Genomic DNA, 17189 nt, shown 5'->3' with positions numbered 1-17189 from the left:
GGCCGGTTCGGTGGGTTTTCCACAGCCCGAACCGGCCCGGTCCCTCGGGCCCGCCCGCTCCGTGCGGGCGGGCCTCGTCCTCCCTACAGCCCTTCGGTGGTGAAGACCGTGTCCGGTTCGTCGGCGAATCCGTCGGGCCCGCCCAGGAACACGGCGTACTCGTCGTCGGCCGTGCGGTACATGGACTGTTCGGCGGTGCTCAGCACCAGGTCGGCGTGCCCGTCACCGTCGTAGTCGGCCAGCGAGTGGTGGCGCAGGTAACCCAGGTCGGAGGAGGGCACCGGCACGGTGACCGCGCCCTCACCGGTCGGTCCCTCGGCTCCGCCCAGGAGCAGGGTGGCCTCGGAGTAGCCGTGGAACGGTCCGGTCATGGCGACGACGTCATCGACACCGTCGCCGTCGACGTCGCCGACCAACAACCCGTTGCCGAACCCGTCGCCGTCCTCGGCCGCGCCGGGAACGCCCTCGGTGTCACGGTCGACGCGTACCGGATCGGCGTCCAGGTAGCCCTCGGCGGAGAGGTGGGTGTCCACGTACCCGGGGTGCAGTTCGTCGTCGTGGCCGGGCTCGTTGTTGGGGATCCCGCTCACCCCGACGAGCAGGTCGGTCGCGCCGTCGCCGTCGACGTCGCCGGCCACGTGTTCGTGTCCGGGCGCGGTGTCGCCCACGATCTCCTGGGCGGGGCCCTCCGGACCCGAACGCAGTACCACGTGGGATACGGGCGACTCGTCGGAACCGCGGACCAGCAGTAGGTCCTCGTAGGCGTCGCCGTCGGCGTCGAACGCCCTGATCGTCGCGTCGTCCGCGTCGCTCGGCAATGGAAGTTCGTCGGTGGCGGCGGGGGCGCCCTCACGGTCGAAGGGGCCGTGGTGGAAGGTGCTCTCCCATTCGTTGGTGGGGGTGCCCATGAGGCTGTCCAGGACCGCGACGTCGGTGTCGCCGTCACCGTTCATGTCGCCCACGGCCAGGGAGATCGCGTTCATACCCGAGGGGTGGTCCACCGAGAGCCAGGGCAGCGGGACGGCCGGCCCGACGGGACCCTCCGGACCGCCCCACACGAGGTATCCGCCGTCCTGTGCGTCGACGATGAGGTCGGTGTGACCATCTCCGTCCAGGTCGCCGGTGTCCATGACCAGCATGTATTCCTGTTCCCCGGACAGTTCCAGGTCGGATCGGGTCAGGACCACGGAGCGTTCGACGTCGAGTCCGCCCTCGCCGCCGAAGAGCGCTCCGACGTACGGTTCGCCCTCGAACTCACCGCCCACATACCCATGGACGGGCAGCAGGGGGAGTCCGTCCACGAGGATTCCGGTTTCTCCCCGGGCGGGGGCGGCGTCGGACAGGTCGGTGGTGGCGTTTGCGCAACCGGCCGCGGCGATCAGGGTGAGGGCCAGGAGCGGTGGAAGGGTGAACCGTTGCTTCATGCGGGAGGTCTTTCGATGGAGTGGATGCTCGTGTGGGTTCGACGCGCGGGCATTGAAATCCGTTGACGGAACCCTACTGATGGGTGCAGGTTTCCTACGGAACCGGGTGTCGAAAGGTGGGTCGGTCCCGTTCGGGCGCACGAGGAAGCGGGCCGGGCGGCGATGCCGTCCGACCCGCTCGGGTGGGGGTGATGCCTTCCAAGCGCTACCGGGTGACCTTCGCGGAGATCTCGTCCAGGTCGGCGTCACTGGTCTCCCTGCCGACCAGCAGGGCGCCCAGGGTGATGCACCCGACCAGGACCAGATAACCGCCGACCCAGGCCAGACCGAAGGTGCCGGCCAGCCAGGTCGCGATGTAGGGCGCGAAGGAGGCGCCCAGCAGGCTGGCCAGGTTGTAGGCGGCCGAGGCGCCGGTGTAGCGGACCCTGGTCGGGAACAGCTCGGGCAGGACCGCGGCCATGGGGCCGAAGGTCAGACCCATCAGGGACAGACCGATGATCAGGAAGGCCATCACGCCGAAGGTGCTGCCGCTGCCCAGCAGCGGGCCCATGGCGAAACCGAACACGATGATGGCGACGGTGACCGTGACCAGGGTGGGTTTGCGACCGAAGCGGTCGGCCAGCAGACCCGAGATCGGGGTGAAGATCCCGAAGAACACCACACCGATGAGCAGGAACACCAGGAACTGCGAACGCTCGTATCCCAGGCCGGTGACCGGATCGGTGCCGAAGCCCAGCGAGAACACCGTCATCAGGTAGAACAGCACGTAGGTCGCCAGCATGATCAGGGTGCCGATGACCACGGCCGGCCAGTTGCTGCGGAACAGCTCGACGATGGGGGTCTTGACGCGCTCACCGGAGGCGACGATCTTGGCGAAGGCCGGGGTCTCGTGCAGGGTCAGGCGCACCCACAGGCCGATGACGATCAGCACGATGGAGATCAGGAAGGGGATCCGCCAGCCGTAGGCCAGGAACGCCTCGTCGCTCATGGCCTGGCTCAGGATGAGGAAGACCCCGTTGGCCAGAAAGAACCCGATCGGCGCGCCCAACTGTGGGAACGTGCCATAGAAGCCGCGCTTGCCGGCGGGGGCGTTCTCGGTGGCCAGCAGTGCCGCGCCGCCCCACTCGCCGCCCAGTCCCAGTCCCTGACCGAACCGGCACAGCGCCAGCAGCAGGGGCGCGGCCACGCCGATCTGCGCGTAGGTGGGCAGTAGGCCGATCGCCACGGTGGCGATGCCCATGGTCAGCAGGGACGCCACGAGGGTGGTCTTGCGTCCGATGCGGTCGCCGAAGTGACCGAAGAGCCAGGAACCGATGGGGCGGGCCACGAAGGCGATGGCGAAGGTCGCCAGCGACTGCAGGCGGGCCGCCATCATGTCGCCCTCGGGGAAGAACAGGTAGGGGAAGACCAGGACCGCGGCGGTCGCGTAGACGTAGAAGTCGTAGAACTCGATGGACGTGCCCACGAGGCTCGCCGTGAGGACCTTCCGCTTGGGGTTGGTCGGGGGTTGCGCCGACTCGGCCGGTGGCCGTTGCGGCGACGGTTTCCCTGCGGAGACGTCCGTCATTTGACTTCTTTCCAGGTCAGTGCGGGTTGATGGCTGAATATTAGTTCCCGTGGACATTATGTGGAACATTTGTCTCGCGATGTGGACGCATGGGGGGCGATGTCCATGTCGGGGGTAAGGCTTGAACGCGAAAACCCCTGCCATCTCGGGCTTTTGGCGTCCTGGGTGATCAGGGCCACTCGGCATGATCGATTCTTGGCGGTGCAGACCCCCGGCTTCAGCCGTGGGGTTAGGTGCTCTCCGTATCCGGTAGACTACTTTTCGTCCACGACAGCCAAGTGGACACGCGCCGCAGGGCATGCGGTGCCAGCCTGTGGAGACCTCGGGGTTGCCCGGTCTGTGAAGCAGGAACCAGCTACGGCCGCGAGGCGCGTAGCGCCACCCGGCCGTCAGGCCGGGTCGGAATCCCCCGGCTTCAGCCACGGGGAGGAAGTCAAGTCACGCCCGCCGGAGTCCGTCTCGTCATGTGGATGGAAAGCGGCTCTCCGAGCCGAGGAGGACCCCATAGCACAAGGACTCCTGGTGCTCAGCGGCGCCGCCTATTCCGGACTCGCCGCCACCGCTCGCGGGCCGGGGCCCTGGTCGCTTGACGGGGCGCGGGGTCAGCGGCGGCGGGTCGGGGGGTTCTTCCCCGAACGGATCCGCGGCACCCCGCTGACCCGGACCACCCGGGTGCAGTTGTCCCGGAAACGCTTCACCAGTTCGCCGTTGGGTCGATCACTGCGTTCCACCCACTCCCGGGCGGCGCTCGCTCCGGCGCCGCCCGCCCGCTGTCGCCGGTGCAGTCGGCGTTCGCGCACCAGGTCGGTGGCCTCCACGTACCAGAGTTCGGCCAACAATCCCCGAACCTGATCCCAGGGGGAGTGATCGGAGGCCAGGTAGTTGCCCTCGGTCACCACCAGCCGGGTGTGCGGTTCGATCACGTGGCGCGCGGCGACGGGTTCGTGCAGCCGACGGTCGTAGTCGGGCACGTAGACCGGGTGGTCGGTCTCCACCGGCAACCGGCGCAGCATCGCCAGGTAGCCGTGGACGTCGAAGGTGTCGGGGGCGCCCTTGCGGTCGCTCCTGCCCAACCGTTCGAGCCGGGCGTTGGACAGGTGGTAGCCGTCCATGGGCAGGTAGCCGGCGGTGTCCGGGCCCAAGGTCTCGTTCACCGTGTGCACCAGGTAACGGGCCAGGGTGGACTTGCCGGCGGCCGGTGCACCGGCCAGCCCGAGCACGGTACGGCGGGTGTTCTCCCCACCGGTGGGGGGAACCATGGCGAGGACGTCGGCCACGAGGGAGTCGAGCATGGACTCCAGCCTACGTCGAACCGGGGCCCTACACCCGATCAGCCCGCAGATCGGACAGGCACGCTCCGATGATCGGGGCGCAGAGGTCGCCCAAGGGCACCGACGGATCGATGAGCCACCGCACCAGGCAGCCCTCGATGGCGCCGATGAGTACGGCCGCCTCGGCCGGGCCCGAGCCGGGGCGTAGGTCACCCTCCCGGGCGCCTTCGCGCAGCAGTTCGGTGAGCATGGCCCGGTGGTCGCGGTACACGGAGTCCATGTCCGGGGTACCGGCCGGCCTCGGGGTGTGTTCGGCCGCCCACAGGTCGGTCAGGACCCGGGCGGGGTCGGGCTGTTCGGCCCACGACTCCAGGGTCGATCGCAGTAGTTCGGTGAGCCGCTCCACCGCCGGGCGGTGCGGCTCTCGTGCGCCGCGCGGCGGGTGGGCGGTGCGTTCGGCCACGAGCGAGACCTCGGCGGCCACGTCCTCGCCCCCGGTGGCGGCGAGGCCCTCGCGGTACAACACCCGGATTGCCGAGGAGCGGATCTCCTCACGCCGTGCCGCTTGGTCGACCCGTTCGGGAGCCATCCGCGCCGTCCTCCTGGTGTGCCGGGTGCGTCTTCGGAAGCATAGGGCCCGGTGCAGGCCGGTCCGGACCCTGGCGAGTGCCGCCAGGCGCGGAGCCGAGGAGGGGCGGGGCCGCCGGCGATCGGCGGCCCCGCGAAGCGTCAGGGGGCGTGCCCGACGAAGGCCAGGGCCTGGCGCACCAGGACACCCTGGCCACCCTGCATCTCCTCGCGCACCTGAGGGCTGGTGGCCTCGTCCGGGGTGAACCACACCAGGTCCAGGGCGTCCTGGCGGGGCTGGCAGTCACCGCTCACCGGAACGACGTAGGCCATGGCCACCGCGTGCTGGCGGGGGTCGTGGAACGGGGTGATCCCGGGGGTGGGGAAGTACTCGGCGACCGTGAACGGCTGCGGGGAACTGGGGATGCGGGGCAGGGCCACCGGGCCCAGGTCCTTCTCCAGGTGGCGCAGGAGCGCGTCACGCACCCGTTCGTGGTAGAGAACCCGGCCCGAGACCACCGAGCGGTTGAAGCTTCCGTCGGAGCCGGCCCGCATGAGCAGGCCCACGTGTGTCACCTCGCCGCTCTCGTCGACTCGGACGGGCACCGCTTGGACGTAGAGCACGGGCATGCGGCCACGGACATCCTCCAACTCCTCGGAGGAGAACCAACCGGGCTGGGTGTCGGCGGTTTCGGTCATGGGGTGCGCGGCCGTCGTCCGCTCGGGACGGTCGATGGGCCGCTCCCTCCCTTCGCTCTGGTCGTGTCCCTCGATGCGGTCATCCTCCCGTGCCCCGAGGGGTTCGGGAGCACCGGCCGTCACATGGGCGTCCAAGTACCGCTTTTACCGCACGGGAGTCGAGAAAGCACGGTGCGGGTCCGTCTTCGGGAGTGTCCGAGAGGGATCTGTGTGGGCTCTGTGGAGCGTGCCCCGGGTCGGGATGCTCGGGAGAACGCGCGGTGAGGTGAGACCGAACCATCCGCGGAGCCACATCGACGAGATTTCGGGGGTTTTTCTCATCAAAAGCCTCCCGCAACCTCTCTGAAGAGGTTACGATCTCGTACGCGGTTGCGTAGTGGAAAGGTTACGTCCGGTGAGAGGTGGCCCGAGTGGCGAAGGATGTACCGTTCTCGGCCCGGGAACGTATCTCCTGTACGGGGGTGACGGTGGTGCGCGTCCACGGCGAAGTGGACCTGGCCACCGCCGACCGGCTGCGTGAACGTCTCCTCGACGTGGTTCGGAACTCCCGTTGCGACTGCCTGGTCGTGGACATGTCCGGGCTCGGGTTCTTCGACGCCAGCGGCGTGCGCGCCCTGGTAGCCGTCCATCGAGTCCTCAAGGCGCGGGGCGCGCACATGGTCCTGGCCGAACCGTCGTCCATCGCCGAACGGGTCCTGGAGGCCCTGGGAATGCGGCGCCTGTTCGACGTCTATCCGATCGTGGAGATGGCGCTGACCCACACCAGCGGGCTGTGCGCCGACGGTCCGCCCTTCAGGGACAACCCCGTCTCCTGACCCGTGTGACCCGGTCAACGAGGTGGCCTCGATATCGGGCGCCCGCGGGGAAGCCGGGTGCCCGACATCGAGGCTCCACCTATCTCGCTCGGACACTCGGCCCCGGCGTTCGACACCGCCGCCCGGTCAGGGAAGTACCGTGGGGCGTGAGCCCTCGGCCTCGCCGGTGGTCTCGGGGCGTTCCAGGAAGGGCGCGAGCAGCTCAGGGACCGCCTCGTCCGCCCAGGCCAACCCCTGTCCCAGCCCCACGTCCAGGGCGGCGTACATTCCGTCGCCCGCGGCCGTGGTCGCCGCTACGTCGGCCAGCCCCAACCTGCGCTGGAAGGGCGATCGGGTGATCCGCCAACCGATCACCGCCGACCGTTCCAGGGTGACGGTGTCCCGCACCGCCATGCCCTTGCGCAGCACCAGGTACTTCGGGTGCAGGCCGTGCCCCAGACCTCGGTAGGAACCCACCGCGTACCAGAACGCCAGCACGCCCAGCACGATCGCGAGCGCGAACCAGCCCCACCCGGGGGTGGCCTCCACACCCTCGACGACCAGCGGGATCGGCACGATGTTCTCCTCGATCGTGCGCGCCATCTCCCACCAACTCTCGGTGGCGACCATGTGCAGCCACGCCAGCCCGCCGGCCAACGCCACCCCCATCAAGGTCACGAAGGTCGCCCGGGTGAACCGGCGGCGCAACGCGGCCCTGGGGTGCGTGGCCAACGGAACATCCAACGGGGACCGCTCCTGACGCATCAACGCCGCGCCCAGGGCGCGCGCCCGGGAGCGGGGCATGGCCGGGGACAACCTGCTCTTGGCGCTGGTCTTCTTGTCGTCGCCGCTCTCCAACCCGGTCGCGACCGCCTGGATGCTCGCCCCGCGCACCGAACGCAGCACGAAGGGCTCGTGCAGGACCACACCGTTCAGGCGGCGGCCCTCGACCGACAGGGAAACGCTGGTCAGCAGGCCCCGGCGCAACCGCACCGTGCCATCGGGTTCCCGGGTCAGGCGGTAGTTCCACCAGGTCTCCAAAGCGGCCAACAACAGGATGACCACACCGGACAGCAGAAGACCCACCAGGAACAGGGGAACCACGAGCAGCAGCCGGGACATCACGAAGTCGGCCATCTGCTGTGAACCGGGCAGCCCCGCCTGTTCGGAGATCCACTCCCACCCGTGCCCGCCCGACTGGGCGTTGGCGCCGATGAGGGCGGCGATGACACCGAGACCGATACCGAAGGTGGCGGTGGTGGCGGGCGCGTAGGCGAACCAGCGCGGGTCCAGTCGGGCCAGCTCGACGCCGTCCTCGTCGAGCGAACCGTCCTCCCCCTCGGCCGGTGCCCGGGAGGCGTTGTCGGCCCCGGACCGCCGCAACAGCTCACGGCGCAGTCGCTCGCCCTGCTCGGCGGTGACGAACTCCAATTTCAGCTGGTCGGCGCCGGACCCCACCTTCTCGCCGGTGCCCACGGTCACCGTGCACAGCCCGAAGACCCGCACGTAGATCGGGGCGGCCACGTCCACACTGCGCACACGTTCACGCGGGATGGAGCGGTAGGCCTTGGCGATGATGCCCGAACGCATCTCCATACGGTCGGCGGTGACCCGGTAGCGCACCGCGCGCAGCCGCAGCATGTCCAGGTAGGTCATCAGGGCGATGAACGCGCCGGTGGCCGGCAGGGGCAGCAGTGCCCACAAGGGCTGGTCGACCACGACCAGGACGACGGTGGCGACGATGGCGGAGGGGACCATGAACAGCGCCACGATCACCGTGTTGGCCCACACCGACAAGGGGCTCAGCCCCGGCCAGTCGCCGGTCGGTTCACCGGTCTCGGCGGGGACCTCCTGCCCTGGCGGGTTCGGTTCCGGTGCGTGCGCGTCCGCCAGGGTCGGGTCCGTCTCGGGGCGTGCGACGTTGGGGACGGGTTCTTCGGGTCGGTGGTCGTCGTGGGAGGTCATGTCGCGTCCCCCGGAACCGCTTCGGTGTTGTCGGTGAGCTGGTCGGCCACCTCGGTGGCGAGGGTGTGGTCGAGTCCGCTGATCTCGATGGGTCCGGCGGCGGAGGCCGTCGTCACGGTCACGCTGGACAACCCGAAGGCTCTCTGTAGTGGTCCGCGCGCGGTGTCCACGGTCTGGATGCGCGACATCGGCGCGACCCGCCACTCCTGCCACAGCCAGCCGCTGGAGGTGTACACGGCGGTGTCGGTGATCTCCCAACGATGCACGCGGTAGCGCCACCGCGGCATCACGACGGTGATGAGCAATCCGATCCCGCCCACGATCCCGGCCGCGACGAGGAACCAGAACCGCACGGGTTCCCAGATCAGCGCGGGCACGACCGGGATGACGGTGAGGAGGACCGTCACGGACAGGGCCTGGGTCGACCACCAGCCCACCGCTCGACGGTCCACTCGGTGGTTGGGCGGTCGCAGGCGCAGAGCGTCGTTGCTCATGGCGTCGACGTCTCCTCTCGGTAGGGGGCCGCCGGGGCGGACTTGCCATTAAAAGTGATATCACAATGCTATGATCAAGTCATCACCTAAGGAAGGGACCGAGATGAGTGAGACCCCCGGCGTCACCAGACCCGAACCCCAGTACCGCGAACGCGCCGCCTTCGGGTACGGCGGGATCCCCATGTTCGTGGTCGCGATGGTCCTCCTCTTGGGCGGCGTCGGCATCGCCCTGCTGCCGCTGCTGGACCTGCCCATGTTCCTCATCGCGCTCGGTGTGGTCGTGGCGCTGATCGGCGCCGTCCTGTCCTTCGGGCTGACCATGGTCGCCCCCAACGAGGCCCAGGTCGTGCAGTTCTTCGGCCGCTACATCGGCACCATCCGCACCGACGGCCTGCGCTGGGTCAACCCGCTCACCGTGCGCAACGCGATCTCCACCCGGATCCGCAACCACGAGACCTCCGTCATGAAGGTCAACGACGCCTCCGGCAGCCCCATCGAGATCGCCGCCGTCGTGGTCTGGCAGGTCGAGGACACCGCACGCGCCTCCTTCGAGGTCGACGACTTCATCCAGTTCGTCTCCACCCAGACCGAGGCGGCCGTGCGCCACATCGCCGGCAAGTACCCCTACGACTCCTACGGAGAGGGCGACGGCACCTCCCTGCGCGACAGCGCCGACGCCATCACCGAGCAGCTGTCCAAGGAGGTCGCCGAACGCGTGGACGCCGCGGGTGTGAAGATCGTGGAGTCCCGGTTCACCCACCTGGCCTACGCGCCGGAGATCGCCCAGGCCATGCTCCAGCGTCAGCAGGCCGGTGCGATGATCGCCGCCCGCGCCGAGATCGTGGAGGGCGCCGTCAGCCTCGTGGACCGCGCCTTGGAACGTCTGGCCGACGAGAACGTGGTGGACCTGGACGAGGAGCGCAAGGCCGCCATGGTCAGCAACCTGCTCGTGGTGCTGTGCTCCGACCGCCCCGCCAGCCCCATCGTCAACGCCGGGACCCTGTACCAGTAGATCCGGGTGAGGTGCCTTGTCCGAGCGCAAGAAAGTGCTGCTGCGGCTCGACCCCGCCGTCCACGACGCGCTCGCGCGCTGGGCCGGGCATGAGTTGCGCAGCACCAACGCCCAGATCGAGTTCCTGCTACGCCGTGCGTTGGACGACGCGGGCCGGATGCCCAAAGAGGTGCGGGACATTCCGCGTCGTGGCAGACCACGAAAGCCCGAGGCCGCCTCCGATGAACCCGAAGCGGAGCCCGAGGAGGGACCGGAGCGGACATGACGAAGCCGGGTGCCCGAGGGGGACACCCGGCTTCGTGTCGTCGTGGTGGGGGTTACACGCTGTTCTCCGGCTTCTGCGTTTCCTGCGCCGTCTTCGCATCCTCCGCCTCCTTCGGTCCGCCGACGTGCCGACGCCAGTCACCGTCCAAGCGCAGGAGCCACTGCGGTACGACCCGTACCGGGAAGGGCAGTTCGGTCTCCAGGACGTCCTCACCGAACACCGGGGCCACCTCCGTGTACTCACCGTCCTTCAACCGGAATTCGATGATGCTCGGCTTGTCGGGATCGGGAGTGAGGACCCAGTACGAAGGAATGCCGAAGGCGGCGTACTCCTGCCGTTTCGTGTGGTGGTCCCGGAACACGCTCTCGGGTGAGACCACCTCCACCGCCAGCAGCGGAGGTGTGGTCGTGTAGGGCATCTGGAAATCCTCGCTACGAATCACGGCCAAGTCCGGGACTCGGTAACGCGTGCGTTCCGCATTGAGAATCACCCCTGGACCGTCCATGATCAGGAGCCCAGACGGCGCGCAGTTGCTGAGGTGGGCGGTGAGACGTGCGGTGGCCAGTGTGTGGAAGCTGACGGGGGCGGGGGACACGTCAAGCCTCCCGTCGACCAGCTCGTAGCGCCGCCCGTCGTCCGGAATCTTCCGCATATCCTCCACGGTGAGCGGTGCCGGTCCCGGGTCCGTCTTGTCGGTGGTCATGACAGTCGTCGCTTCCTCATTCGCATGGAGACCAGCGTTGCGGAGTTCTGGGGAGCGTGAGGTGGAAATAGCGAAATTCGCGAATAAGAACCCACATCATTCGGCTCCTGGTATCGGCCAAAAAAGAAGGGGTGGGACCGACCGGTGCCGATCCCACCCCCTTCACGATCTGGCGCCTAGCCGAGCGCCGCCGCGGCGGCCCTTCCCGCCGTGCGGCCGGAGAAGATGCAGCCGCCCAGGAAGGTGCCCTCCAGGGACCGGTATCCGTGCACGCCGCCACCCCCGAACCCGGCGACCTCGCCGGCCGCGTACACCCCCGGCAGCGGGGTGCCGTCGGCGCGCAGCACGCGGGCGTCCAGGTCGGTGTGCAGGCCGCCCAGGGTCTTGCGGGTGAGGATGTGCAATCGCACGGCGATCAGCGGGCCCGCCTTCGGGTCCAGGATCTGGTGCGGGGTCGCCACTCGGGCGAGCTTGTCACCTCGGTAGTTGCGAGCGCTGTGGATCGCCATGACCTGTAGGTCCTTGGTGAAGGTGTTGACCATCTCGCGGTCGCGGGCCACCACCTCGCGCGTCACCGTGTCGGCGTCGAGGACCTCGTCACCGGCGACCTCCTTCATCTTGCGGATCAGCTCGGGAAGCCGGTCGGCGACCACGAAATCGGCACCGTGCCGCTTGAACGCCTCCACCGGGCCCGGGGCGCCCGGCAGGACCCGTTGCAACACCAGCTTGAGGTCCTTGCCGGTCAGGTCGGGGTTCTGCTCCGAACCCGACAGGCCGAACTCCTTCTCGATGATCTTCTGGGAGAGGACGAACCACGTGTACTCGTGGCCGCTCTTCATGATGTGGTCCAGGGTCCCCAGGGTGTCGAACCCGGGGAGGTAGGGAGCGGGCAGCCGCTTACCGGTCGCGTCCAACCACAGTGACGAAGGGCCGGGCAGGATACGGATGCCGTGCTTGTCCCAGACGGGGTCCCAGTTCTGAATGCCCTCGGTGTAGTGCCACATCCGATCGCGGTTGATGATCTCACCGCCGGCCTTCTCGGTGATGCCGAGCATCCGCCCGTCCACGTGGGCGGGTACCCCCGAGAGCATGTGCTCGGGGGCCTTTCCCAGACGCTCGGGCCAGTTCTGTCGGACCAGGTCGTGGTTGGCGCCGATCCCGCCGGCGGTGACGACGATCGCCTGGGCGCCCACCTCGAACTCGCCCACGGCGTCCCGATTACTGGCCCGCCCACGCTCGACGTCGCTGGGGGCCAGCACCGTGCCACGCACCCCGCTGACCGTCCCGTTGGTCACGACCAGTTCGTCCACTCGGTGGCGGAAGCGCAGCTCCACCAGTCCCTTCTCGACGGCGGCGCGCACCCGGCGCTCGAAGGGGGCGACCACGCCGGGGCCGGTGCCCCAGGTGATGTGGAAGCGGGGCACCGAGTTGCCGTGCCCGTTGGCCAGGTACCCGCCGCGCTCGGCCCAGCCCACGACGGGGAAGATCCTCAGTCCCTGTTGACGCAGCCACGAGTACTTCTCCCCGGCGGCGAAGTCGACGTAGGCCTCGGCCCATTTGCGCGGCCAGGCGTCCTCGGGCCGGTCGAAGTCGGCGGTGCCCATCCAATCCTGGAGCGCGAGCTCCTTGGAGTCCTTCACACCCATACGGCGCTGTTCGGGGGAGTCCACGAAGAACAGTCCGCCGAAGGACCAGAACGCCTGGCCGCCCAGGGACTGTTCGGGTTCCTGGTCCAGCAGGATCACGCGCTTTCCCGCGTCGGCCAGTTCGGCGGCCGCGGCCAGTCCGGCCAGTCCTGCCCCGACGACGATCGCGTCGGTCTGGTCGGTGCTCATGGGTGACTCCTCGCCGGTCCTGGTACGTGGTGATGAAGACTGTGCACCGGCCCGGGTCCAACGGCAAGGGGCATGTGCGCCGTGCGCCACATCCTTTGTCAGGGTGTGACAAACCGGCCGTCACCGGGCGTGAGCGCGCAGCGTGAATTCGTGAGAAGGGTGAACATTCGAGAGCGTGCCAGGCCGCGAGGACATCCCGCGCACTCTTTCCGTTCATCTCGCGGACACTCTTCCCTTGCTGTGGGTGTTCGGGTCGTCGCCCTGCGGGGTCGATCGAGGCCAGGTGTCGAACCTATTTTTTCCTCCCGTGGAGCGCGTGGACTCCCGATGGCGCAAGGGTTCCCGCGAAATCGGACATAGGGCACATGGAACACGTTATGAACCAACAGTTGACACGCGTCACACTGTGATCCAATCTGGTTAACCGTTAACAGTTAACCGAAAGGACGACATGTCGGAGATCCTGCCCATCAAGCAACGGGCACTCGGCGAGAAGGTCGCCGGAGAACTCCGGCGCCTGATCATCACCGGGCGCTACGCCCCCGGTGCGTCACTGGTCGAGGGCCACCTGGCCGAGCAGTTCGACCTGAGTCGCGGACCCATCCGCGACGCCCTCAAGGTCCTCGCCTCCGAGGGACTCATCGACACCAACCGCCGCAGCGCCACCGTCGTGGGCCTGGGCGGGGACGACATCGACGAACTCTTCTCGCTGCGCGGATCCCTCGAACGGCTCGCCTTGGAGATCGGGCTGAACAAGGACCGGGACAGGCTCACCGACGGCCTGCGCGCCCCCCTGGAGCGGATGCGCAAGGCCCGAGAGAACCGGGATCCCGACGCCTTCACCACCGCCGACGTGCACTTCCACTCGGTCTTCTACGACGTCGCCGGCCACCGGCGCCTCGCCGATGTGTGGGCGCAGTACCGGCCCACCATCGAGGTGCTCCTGCTGGCCTCCAACGAGCGCTACGAGGACCTGGGCCCCTCCGTCCGCGCGCACGAGATCCTCGCCGACCTGATCGAGACCGGTGAGCCCGACGCCGTCTTCGACGAGCTCCGCGGCCACCTGGACAACGCCAGGCTCCGGCTCAGAGCCCCTTACACGCAGCCCACGTCCAACTGACCCCACGGGACGGTCCCGTCCCCAAGACCCTCGGCCCATGTTCCGCGACCCTTCCACGGAGCCGGTTCCACCGAAAACGGAGAACACCATGCGTTCCACCATCTTCCGCCTGTCCGCGGCCGCACTGGCGGTCACCGCCCTCACCGCCGGTTGCGCCGACCGGGGCGGCGTCAGCGAGGACGCCTCGGACTACCCCAGCCAGGAACTCACCCTCGTCGTGCCCTATGACGCAGGCGGCGCCTCCGACCTGGCGGCCCGCACCCTGGCCGCCGAAATGGAGGACACCCTGGGACAGGGCATCGTCGTGGAGAACCGCAGCGGCGGCGCCGGGTCCGTGGGCCTGGAGAACCTCGCCGGACAGTCCGCCGACGGCTACACCATCGGCTACCTGCCGGTCGAGAGCGTCATGCTCGGCTACCAGGGATACGAGGTCGACCCGGCCGACTACGACCTCATCGGCCAGATGGTGTCGGTGCCCGCCACCATCGCCGTCCCCGAGGACAGCCCCTACGAGACCCTGGACGACCTCGTCGAGGCCGCTCGCGTCGAGCCCGGTTCCATCGCGGTCTCCAACTCGGGCGCCGGTTCCATCTGGGAGGCCGCCACCACCGAGCTGGGCCAGGTCACCGACACCGAGTTCCAGCCGGTGCCCTTCGACGGCGGCGCCCCCGCGGTCACGGCCGCCGTGGGCGGTCAGGTCGACGCCGTGGTCGCGGGCATCTCCGAGACCGCTCCGGCGCACGCCGACGACCAGCTCCGTGTCCTGGCCGTCTTCGATGCCGAGCCCTCCGAGTCGCTGCCCGACGTGCAGACCGCCACCGAGCAGGGTGTGGACATCGTGATCGGTGGCTGGGGCGGCATCGGCGCGCCGGCCGGTCTGCCCGACGGGGTCCGTTCCACGCTGGAGGAGGCGTTCAGCGAGGGGGCCTCCTCCGAGGAGTTCCAGACGATCATCACCGACTCGGGCAACATCCCGGTCAACGTGCCCTCGGACGAGTTCGCCGAGTTCGTCGACGCGGAGTACACCCGCTTCGGTGAGCTGCTCGAAAGCCAGGACTGAGCCCCATGGGTGACACGACCACGAACCCGGACGCGCCCGTCACGAGCGCGGCGCGTCCGGGACGCAGACTGCGGGACCTGATTCCCGCCTTGGCCGCCGCGGCCTTCGCCGTGGTCGCCTTCGTCTTGGCCTCGCAGGTCCCGGAAGGGGCCCGACTCACCCAGTTCAGCCCGAGATGGTGGCCGGAGATGTTGGCTGCACTCGTCCTGGTGCTGAGCGTGTGCCTGGCCGTGGGGGCGCTGTTGCGCCCGACCGTCAGGGTGGAGGAGGACGTGCCCGAGGAGGCCACCGGCGAGGGGACGTGGCGGCTCACCGCGATGCTCGCCTCGATCGTGGGCTACGGCGTCCTTTGGTACTTCATCGACTTCCGGGTCTCCACGGCGTTGCTGTTCATCGCCCTGACCTGGTTGGGCGGCGGCCGCGGGTGGAAGGCACTGCTCCTCTTCCCGATCGTCGTGACCGCGATTCTCTACCTTCTATTCGGCGTCCTCCTGAGAGTGCCACTTTGACCTCTCTCCTGGCTGAAGCAGGGAGATTCTTCCCTCGCGGGTCGAGTTTTCTGTTTCACGGCCGGTCGCCGACCCGAACCAACGGCCAGGGACGGAATACCGCCCATCGGTCTCACACCGGCTCCACAGACATCACTTTCCGCCGGCCCGGCGGTAGGCCGGCTCGGACTTGGTTCTCGTCCGAGCCGACGCAGGTCAGGTTAACAGCGGCTCAGGTATCGGTGTGCGGGTTCGGCGATTCCGATGGGCGGTGGTTCGCCCCGGGAACAGTTCACCGTTCCCTGTCCTGCTCCGCAGGGGCTCTATTCCTCACTGGCCTGAAGACCAGTGTCTCCTCGAAGGGATTCCGATGAGTCCGATCGTCGAGGGCTTCAGCGCCCTCCTGGACCCCCTGGTCCTGCTGTGCATCGCCGCGGGCGCCCTGCTGGGCATGCTCGTCGGCGCCTTCCCCGGCGTGACCGCCACCATGGCCGTCGCCCTGGCCAGTGGTTTCACGCTCTCCCTGGACCCGCTTCCAGGGTTGGCGGTCCTGCTGACGATCTACGTGTCGGCGAACTTCGGTGACCGGGTACCGGCGATCCTCGTCAACACCCCGGGCACCCCGGCGTCCATCGCCACGACCTTCGACGGCTACGCCATGGCCCGCCAGGGCAAGGCGGGACTGGCGCTGACCTCGTCCGCGTTCGCCTCGGCGTGGGGGACGCTCGTCGGCGTCGTCCTGCTCATGGTCGCCGCGATCCCGCTGTCCAGGCTGGCCCTGAACTTCGGCCCCGCCGAGATGTTCGCGCTGGTCGTGTTCGGTCTGACGATGATGATCGGTGTGTCCGGCGGGCGGATCGTCAAGGGCCTCATCGCGGGCGGCTTCGGTCTGCTCCTGGCCACCGTCGGCCGGGACCCCATCACGGGTACGCCCAGGTTCACGTTCGGTGCGTCCGAGCTGTCCGACGGCATCCCCTTCATCGCCGCGATCATCGGCCTCTTCGGTATCGCCGAGGTGATGAACCAGATCCTCGTGCACCGCAAGGGCAAGGGGGTGGAACCGATCAAGGAGTTCGGTCGCTGGTTCCCCACCCGTCGGGACTGGCGCACCATGCTCAAGCCGATGGCCATCGGCAGCGGCGTGGGCGGCGTGGTCGGCATCGTGCCCGCCACCGGCGGTGACATCGCCGGGATCCTGGGCTGGGACCAGGCGCGCCGTCTCTCCAAGCGACCCGAGGAGTTCGGCAAGGGATCGCTGGAGGGCATCACCGCCGCGGACACCTCGTCCAACTCCACCCTCGGCGGTTCGGTCACCACGACCCTGGCCCTGGGCCTGCCCGGCGACTCCGTGATGGCCGTGATGATCGGCTCCATGGTGGTCTGGGGCATCCAACCCGGCCCGTCCCTGTTCTCCAATCAGCCCGACCTGGTCTACAGCATCGCCGGGATCATGCTCATCGCGACCGTGGTCGCACTCGTGATCAGCGTCCTGCGCATGCGCGGTGTGGCCAAGCTCCTGGAACTGCCGCAGCACTTCCTGTGGGCCGTCATCCTCGTGTTCTGCATGGTCGGTACCTACGCCGTGAACAACAGCGTCTTCGACGTGGCCGTGATGCTCGTCTTCGGTGTCGTCGGCCTGTTCCTGAAGCGCTTCGGTATCCCGCCCGGCCCGGTCGTCCTGGGCCTGATCCTCGGTGGTCTTGCCGAGGGCAACCTGCGCCGAGCCCTGGAGATCGGTGGGCCGGCGAACATCCTGACCAGCCCCATCGCGCTCGGTCTGCTGGCCGTGAGCGCGCTCGCCCTCATCGTGCCTCCGGTGCGCAACGCCTGGCTCGCACGCCGTGCCCGATCCGCCGAGCGCGCCGCCACTCCGACGTCCTGACCCGGCGGCGGCCACCCTTTCCGCACCCTTTTCGCCCCTTTTC

Annotated in this window: 16 protein-coding genes; 7 read left to right on the top strand and 9 right to left on the bottom strand. The window is 68.7% G+C overall.

Going from position 1 to position 17189, the window contains the following annotated elements; all coding sequences use genetic code 11:
- Window positions 1-83: 83 nt before the first annotated feature.
- From ACWGKS_RS07850 to ACWGKS_RS07830, 5 genes are all read right to left on the bottom strand, one after another.
- Window positions 84-1424 carry an FG-GAP repeat domain-containing protein gene (locus ACWGKS_RS07850; RefSeq protein WP_358504575.1) on the bottom strand — a complete coding sequence of 447 codons (1341 nt, stop codon included), beginning with the start codon at window positions 1422-1424 and terminating at the stop codon, window positions 84-86.
- Between the two features lie 205 nt (window positions 1425-1629).
- Window positions 1630-2991 (bottom strand): MFS transporter, encoded by a 1362-nt coding sequence (locus ACWGKS_RS07845; RefSeq protein ID WP_358504578.1) that lies wholly within the window; start codon window positions 2989-2991, stop codon window positions 1630-1632.
- A gap of 602 nt (window positions 2992-3593) precedes the next feature.
- Window positions 3594-4283, bottom strand: a complete 690-nt coding sequence (locus tag ACWGKS_RS07840) for a nucleoside/nucleotide kinase family protein (protein WP_358504581.1) — start codon at window positions 4281-4283, stop codon at window positions 3594-3596.
- A 28-nt stretch (window positions 4284-4311) separates the two neighbouring features.
- On the bottom strand, window positions 4312-4851 hold the full coding sequence (locus ACWGKS_RS07835) for a TetR family transcriptional regulator C-terminal domain-containing protein (protein ID WP_358504584.1): 540 nt from the start codon (window positions 4849-4851) through the stop codon (window positions 4312-4314).
- A gap of 140 nt (window positions 4852-4991) precedes the next feature.
- Window positions 4992-5528, bottom strand: a complete 537-nt coding sequence (locus ACWGKS_RS07830; RefSeq protein ID WP_358505013.1) for an NUDIX hydrolase family protein — start codon at window positions 5526-5528, stop codon at window positions 4992-4994.
- A 461-nt stretch (window positions 5529-5989) separates the two neighbouring features.
- Between ACWGKS_RS07830 and ACWGKS_RS07825 the strand changes: the two genes are divergently transcribed.
- The gene (locus ACWGKS_RS07825) at window positions 5990-6343 is read left to right on the top strand and encodes an STAS domain-containing protein (protein ID WP_358505016.1); all 354 of its coding nucleotides are present in this window, start codon (window positions 5990-5992) and stop codon (window positions 6341-6343) included.
- A 126-nt stretch (window positions 6344-6469) separates the two neighbouring features.
- Here the strand turns inward: ACWGKS_RS07825 and ACWGKS_RS07820 are convergent, their stop codons facing one another.
- The gene (locus ACWGKS_RS07820; protein ID WP_358504587.1) at window positions 6470-8287 is read right to left on the bottom strand and encodes a PH domain-containing protein; all 1818 of its coding nucleotides are present in this window, start codon (window positions 8285-8287) and stop codon (window positions 6470-6472) included.
- Complete coding sequence (locus tag ACWGKS_RS07815; protein WP_358504590.1) at window positions 8284-8781, bottom strand: PH domain-containing protein; 498 nt, start codon at window positions 8779-8781, stop codon at window positions 8284-8286. Before ACWGKS_RS07815 ends, ACWGKS_RS07820 begins: the two co-directional genes overlap by 4 nt.
- A 103-nt stretch (window positions 8782-8884) precedes the next feature.
- On the opposite strand from ACWGKS_RS07815, the gene ACWGKS_RS07810 reads away from it, so the two are divergent.
- Both ACWGKS_RS07810 and ACWGKS_RS07805 read left to right on the top strand, forming a co-directional pair.
- Window positions 8885-9793: an SPFH domain-containing protein gene (locus ACWGKS_RS07810; protein WP_358504593.1), complete on the top strand. Its 909-nt coding sequence runs from the start codon at window positions 8885-8887 to the stop codon at window positions 9791-9793.
- Between the two features lie 16 nt (window positions 9794-9809).
- Entirely contained in the window at window positions 9810-10058 is a 249-nt protein-coding gene (locus ACWGKS_RS07805) for a hypothetical protein (protein ID WP_358504596.1), read from the top strand.
- 52 nt (window positions 10059-10110) lie between these two features.
- Here the strand turns inward: ACWGKS_RS07805 and ACWGKS_RS07800 are convergent, their stop codons facing one another.
- Both ACWGKS_RS07800 and ACWGKS_RS07795 read right to left on the bottom strand, forming a co-directional pair.
- Window positions 10111-10761, bottom strand: a complete 651-nt coding sequence (locus tag ACWGKS_RS07800) for a Uma2 family endonuclease (RefSeq protein ID WP_358504599.1) — start codon at window positions 10759-10761, stop codon at window positions 10111-10113.
- A 176-nt stretch (window positions 10762-10937) separates the two neighbouring features.
- Window positions 10938-12596 (bottom strand): FAD-binding dehydrogenase, encoded by a 1659-nt coding sequence (locus ACWGKS_RS07795; protein WP_358504602.1) that lies wholly within the window; start codon window positions 12594-12596, stop codon window positions 10938-10940.
- Window positions 12597-13047: 451 nt separating this feature from the next.
- Between ACWGKS_RS07795 and ACWGKS_RS07790 the strand changes: the two genes are divergently transcribed.
- The 4 genes from ACWGKS_RS07790 (at window position 13048) to ACWGKS_RS07775 (ending at window position 17146) form a co-directional block, all read left to right on the top strand.
- Window positions 13048-13716: a GntR family transcriptional regulator gene (locus ACWGKS_RS07790; RefSeq protein WP_358504604.1), complete on the top strand. Its 669-nt coding sequence runs from the start codon at window positions 13048-13050 to the stop codon at window positions 13714-13716.
- 88 nt (window positions 13717-13804) lie between these two features.
- Complete coding sequence (locus tag ACWGKS_RS07785; protein ID WP_452455094.1) at window positions 13805-14776, top strand: tripartite tricarboxylate transporter substrate binding protein; 972 nt, start codon at window positions 13805-13807, stop codon at window positions 14774-14776.
- 5 nt (window positions 14777-14781) lie between these two features.
- A complete protein-coding gene (locus ACWGKS_RS07780; RefSeq protein ID WP_452455095.1) occupies window positions 14782-15285 on the top strand; it encodes a tripartite tricarboxylate transporter TctB family protein in 504 nt (167 codons plus the stop codon).
- Window positions 15286-15634: 349 nt separating this feature from the next.
- The gene (locus tag ACWGKS_RS07775; RefSeq protein ID WP_358504613.1) at window positions 15635-17146 is read left to right on the top strand and encodes a tripartite tricarboxylate transporter permease; all 1512 of its coding nucleotides are present in this window, start codon (window positions 15635-15637) and stop codon (window positions 17144-17146) included.
- Window positions 17147-17189 lie beyond the last annotated feature (43 nt).

The sequence above is a fragment of the Nocardiopsis sp. NPDC055879 genome, from assembly GCF_053615935.1.
The sequence above is the reverse complement of the archived record's forward strand: the minus strand, read 5'-3'. Positions and strand labels throughout refer to the sequence as shown.

Excerpts from the sequence above, each read along its gene's own strand:
- ACWGKS_RS07850 (WP_358504575.1), bottom strand. The coding sequence starts at position 1,424 with ATGAAGCAACGGTTCACCCTTCCACCGCTCCTGGCCCTCACCCTGATC.
- ACWGKS_RS07845 (WP_358504578.1), bottom strand. The coding sequence starts at position 2,991 with ATGACGGACGTCTCCGCAGGGAAACCGTCGCCGCAACGGCCACCGGCC.
- ACWGKS_RS07840 (WP_358504581.1), bottom strand. The coding sequence starts at position 4,283 with ATGCTCGACTCCCTCGTGGCCGACGTCCTCGCCATGGTTCCCCCCACC.
- ACWGKS_RS07835 (WP_358504584.1), bottom strand. The coding sequence starts at position 4,851 with ATGGCTCCCGAACGGGTCGACCAAGCGGCACGGCGTGAGGAGATCCGC.
- ACWGKS_RS07830 (WP_358505013.1), bottom strand. The coding sequence starts at position 5,528 with ATGACCGAAACCGCCGACACCCAGCCCGGTTGGTTCTCCTCCGAGGAG.
- ACWGKS_RS07820 (WP_358504587.1), bottom strand. The coding sequence starts at position 8,287 with ATGACCTCCCACGACGACCACCGACCCGAAGAACCCGTCCCCAACGTC.
- ACWGKS_RS07815 (WP_358504590.1), bottom strand. The coding sequence starts at position 8,781 with ATGAGCAACGACGCTCTGCGCCTGCGACCGCCCAACCACCGAGTGGAC.
- ACWGKS_RS07810 (WP_358504593.1), top strand. The coding sequence starts at position 8,885 with ATGAGTGAGACCCCCGGCGTCACCAGACCCGAACCCCAGTACCGCGAA.
- ACWGKS_RS07800 (WP_358504599.1), bottom strand. The coding sequence starts at position 10,761 with ATGACCACCGACAAGACGGACCCGGGACCGGCACCGCTCACCGTGGAG.
- ACWGKS_RS07795 (WP_358504602.1), bottom strand. The coding sequence starts at position 12,596 with ATGAGCACCGACCAGACCGACGCGATCGTCGTCGGGGCAGGACTGGCC.
- ACWGKS_RS07790 (WP_358504604.1), top strand. The coding sequence starts at position 13,048 with ATGTCGGAGATCCTGCCCATCAAGCAACGGGCACTCGGCGAGAAGGTC.
- ACWGKS_RS07785 (WP_452455094.1), top strand. The coding sequence starts at position 13,805 with ATGCGTTCCACCATCTTCCGCCTGTCCGCGGCCGCACTGGCGGTCACC.
- ACWGKS_RS07780 (WP_452455095.1), top strand. The coding sequence starts at position 14,782 with ATGGGTGACACGACCACGAACCCGGACGCGCCCGTCACGAGCGCGGCG.
- ACWGKS_RS07775 (WP_358504613.1), top strand. The coding sequence starts at position 15,635 with ATGAGTCCGATCGTCGAGGGCTTCAGCGCCCTCCTGGACCCCCTGGTC.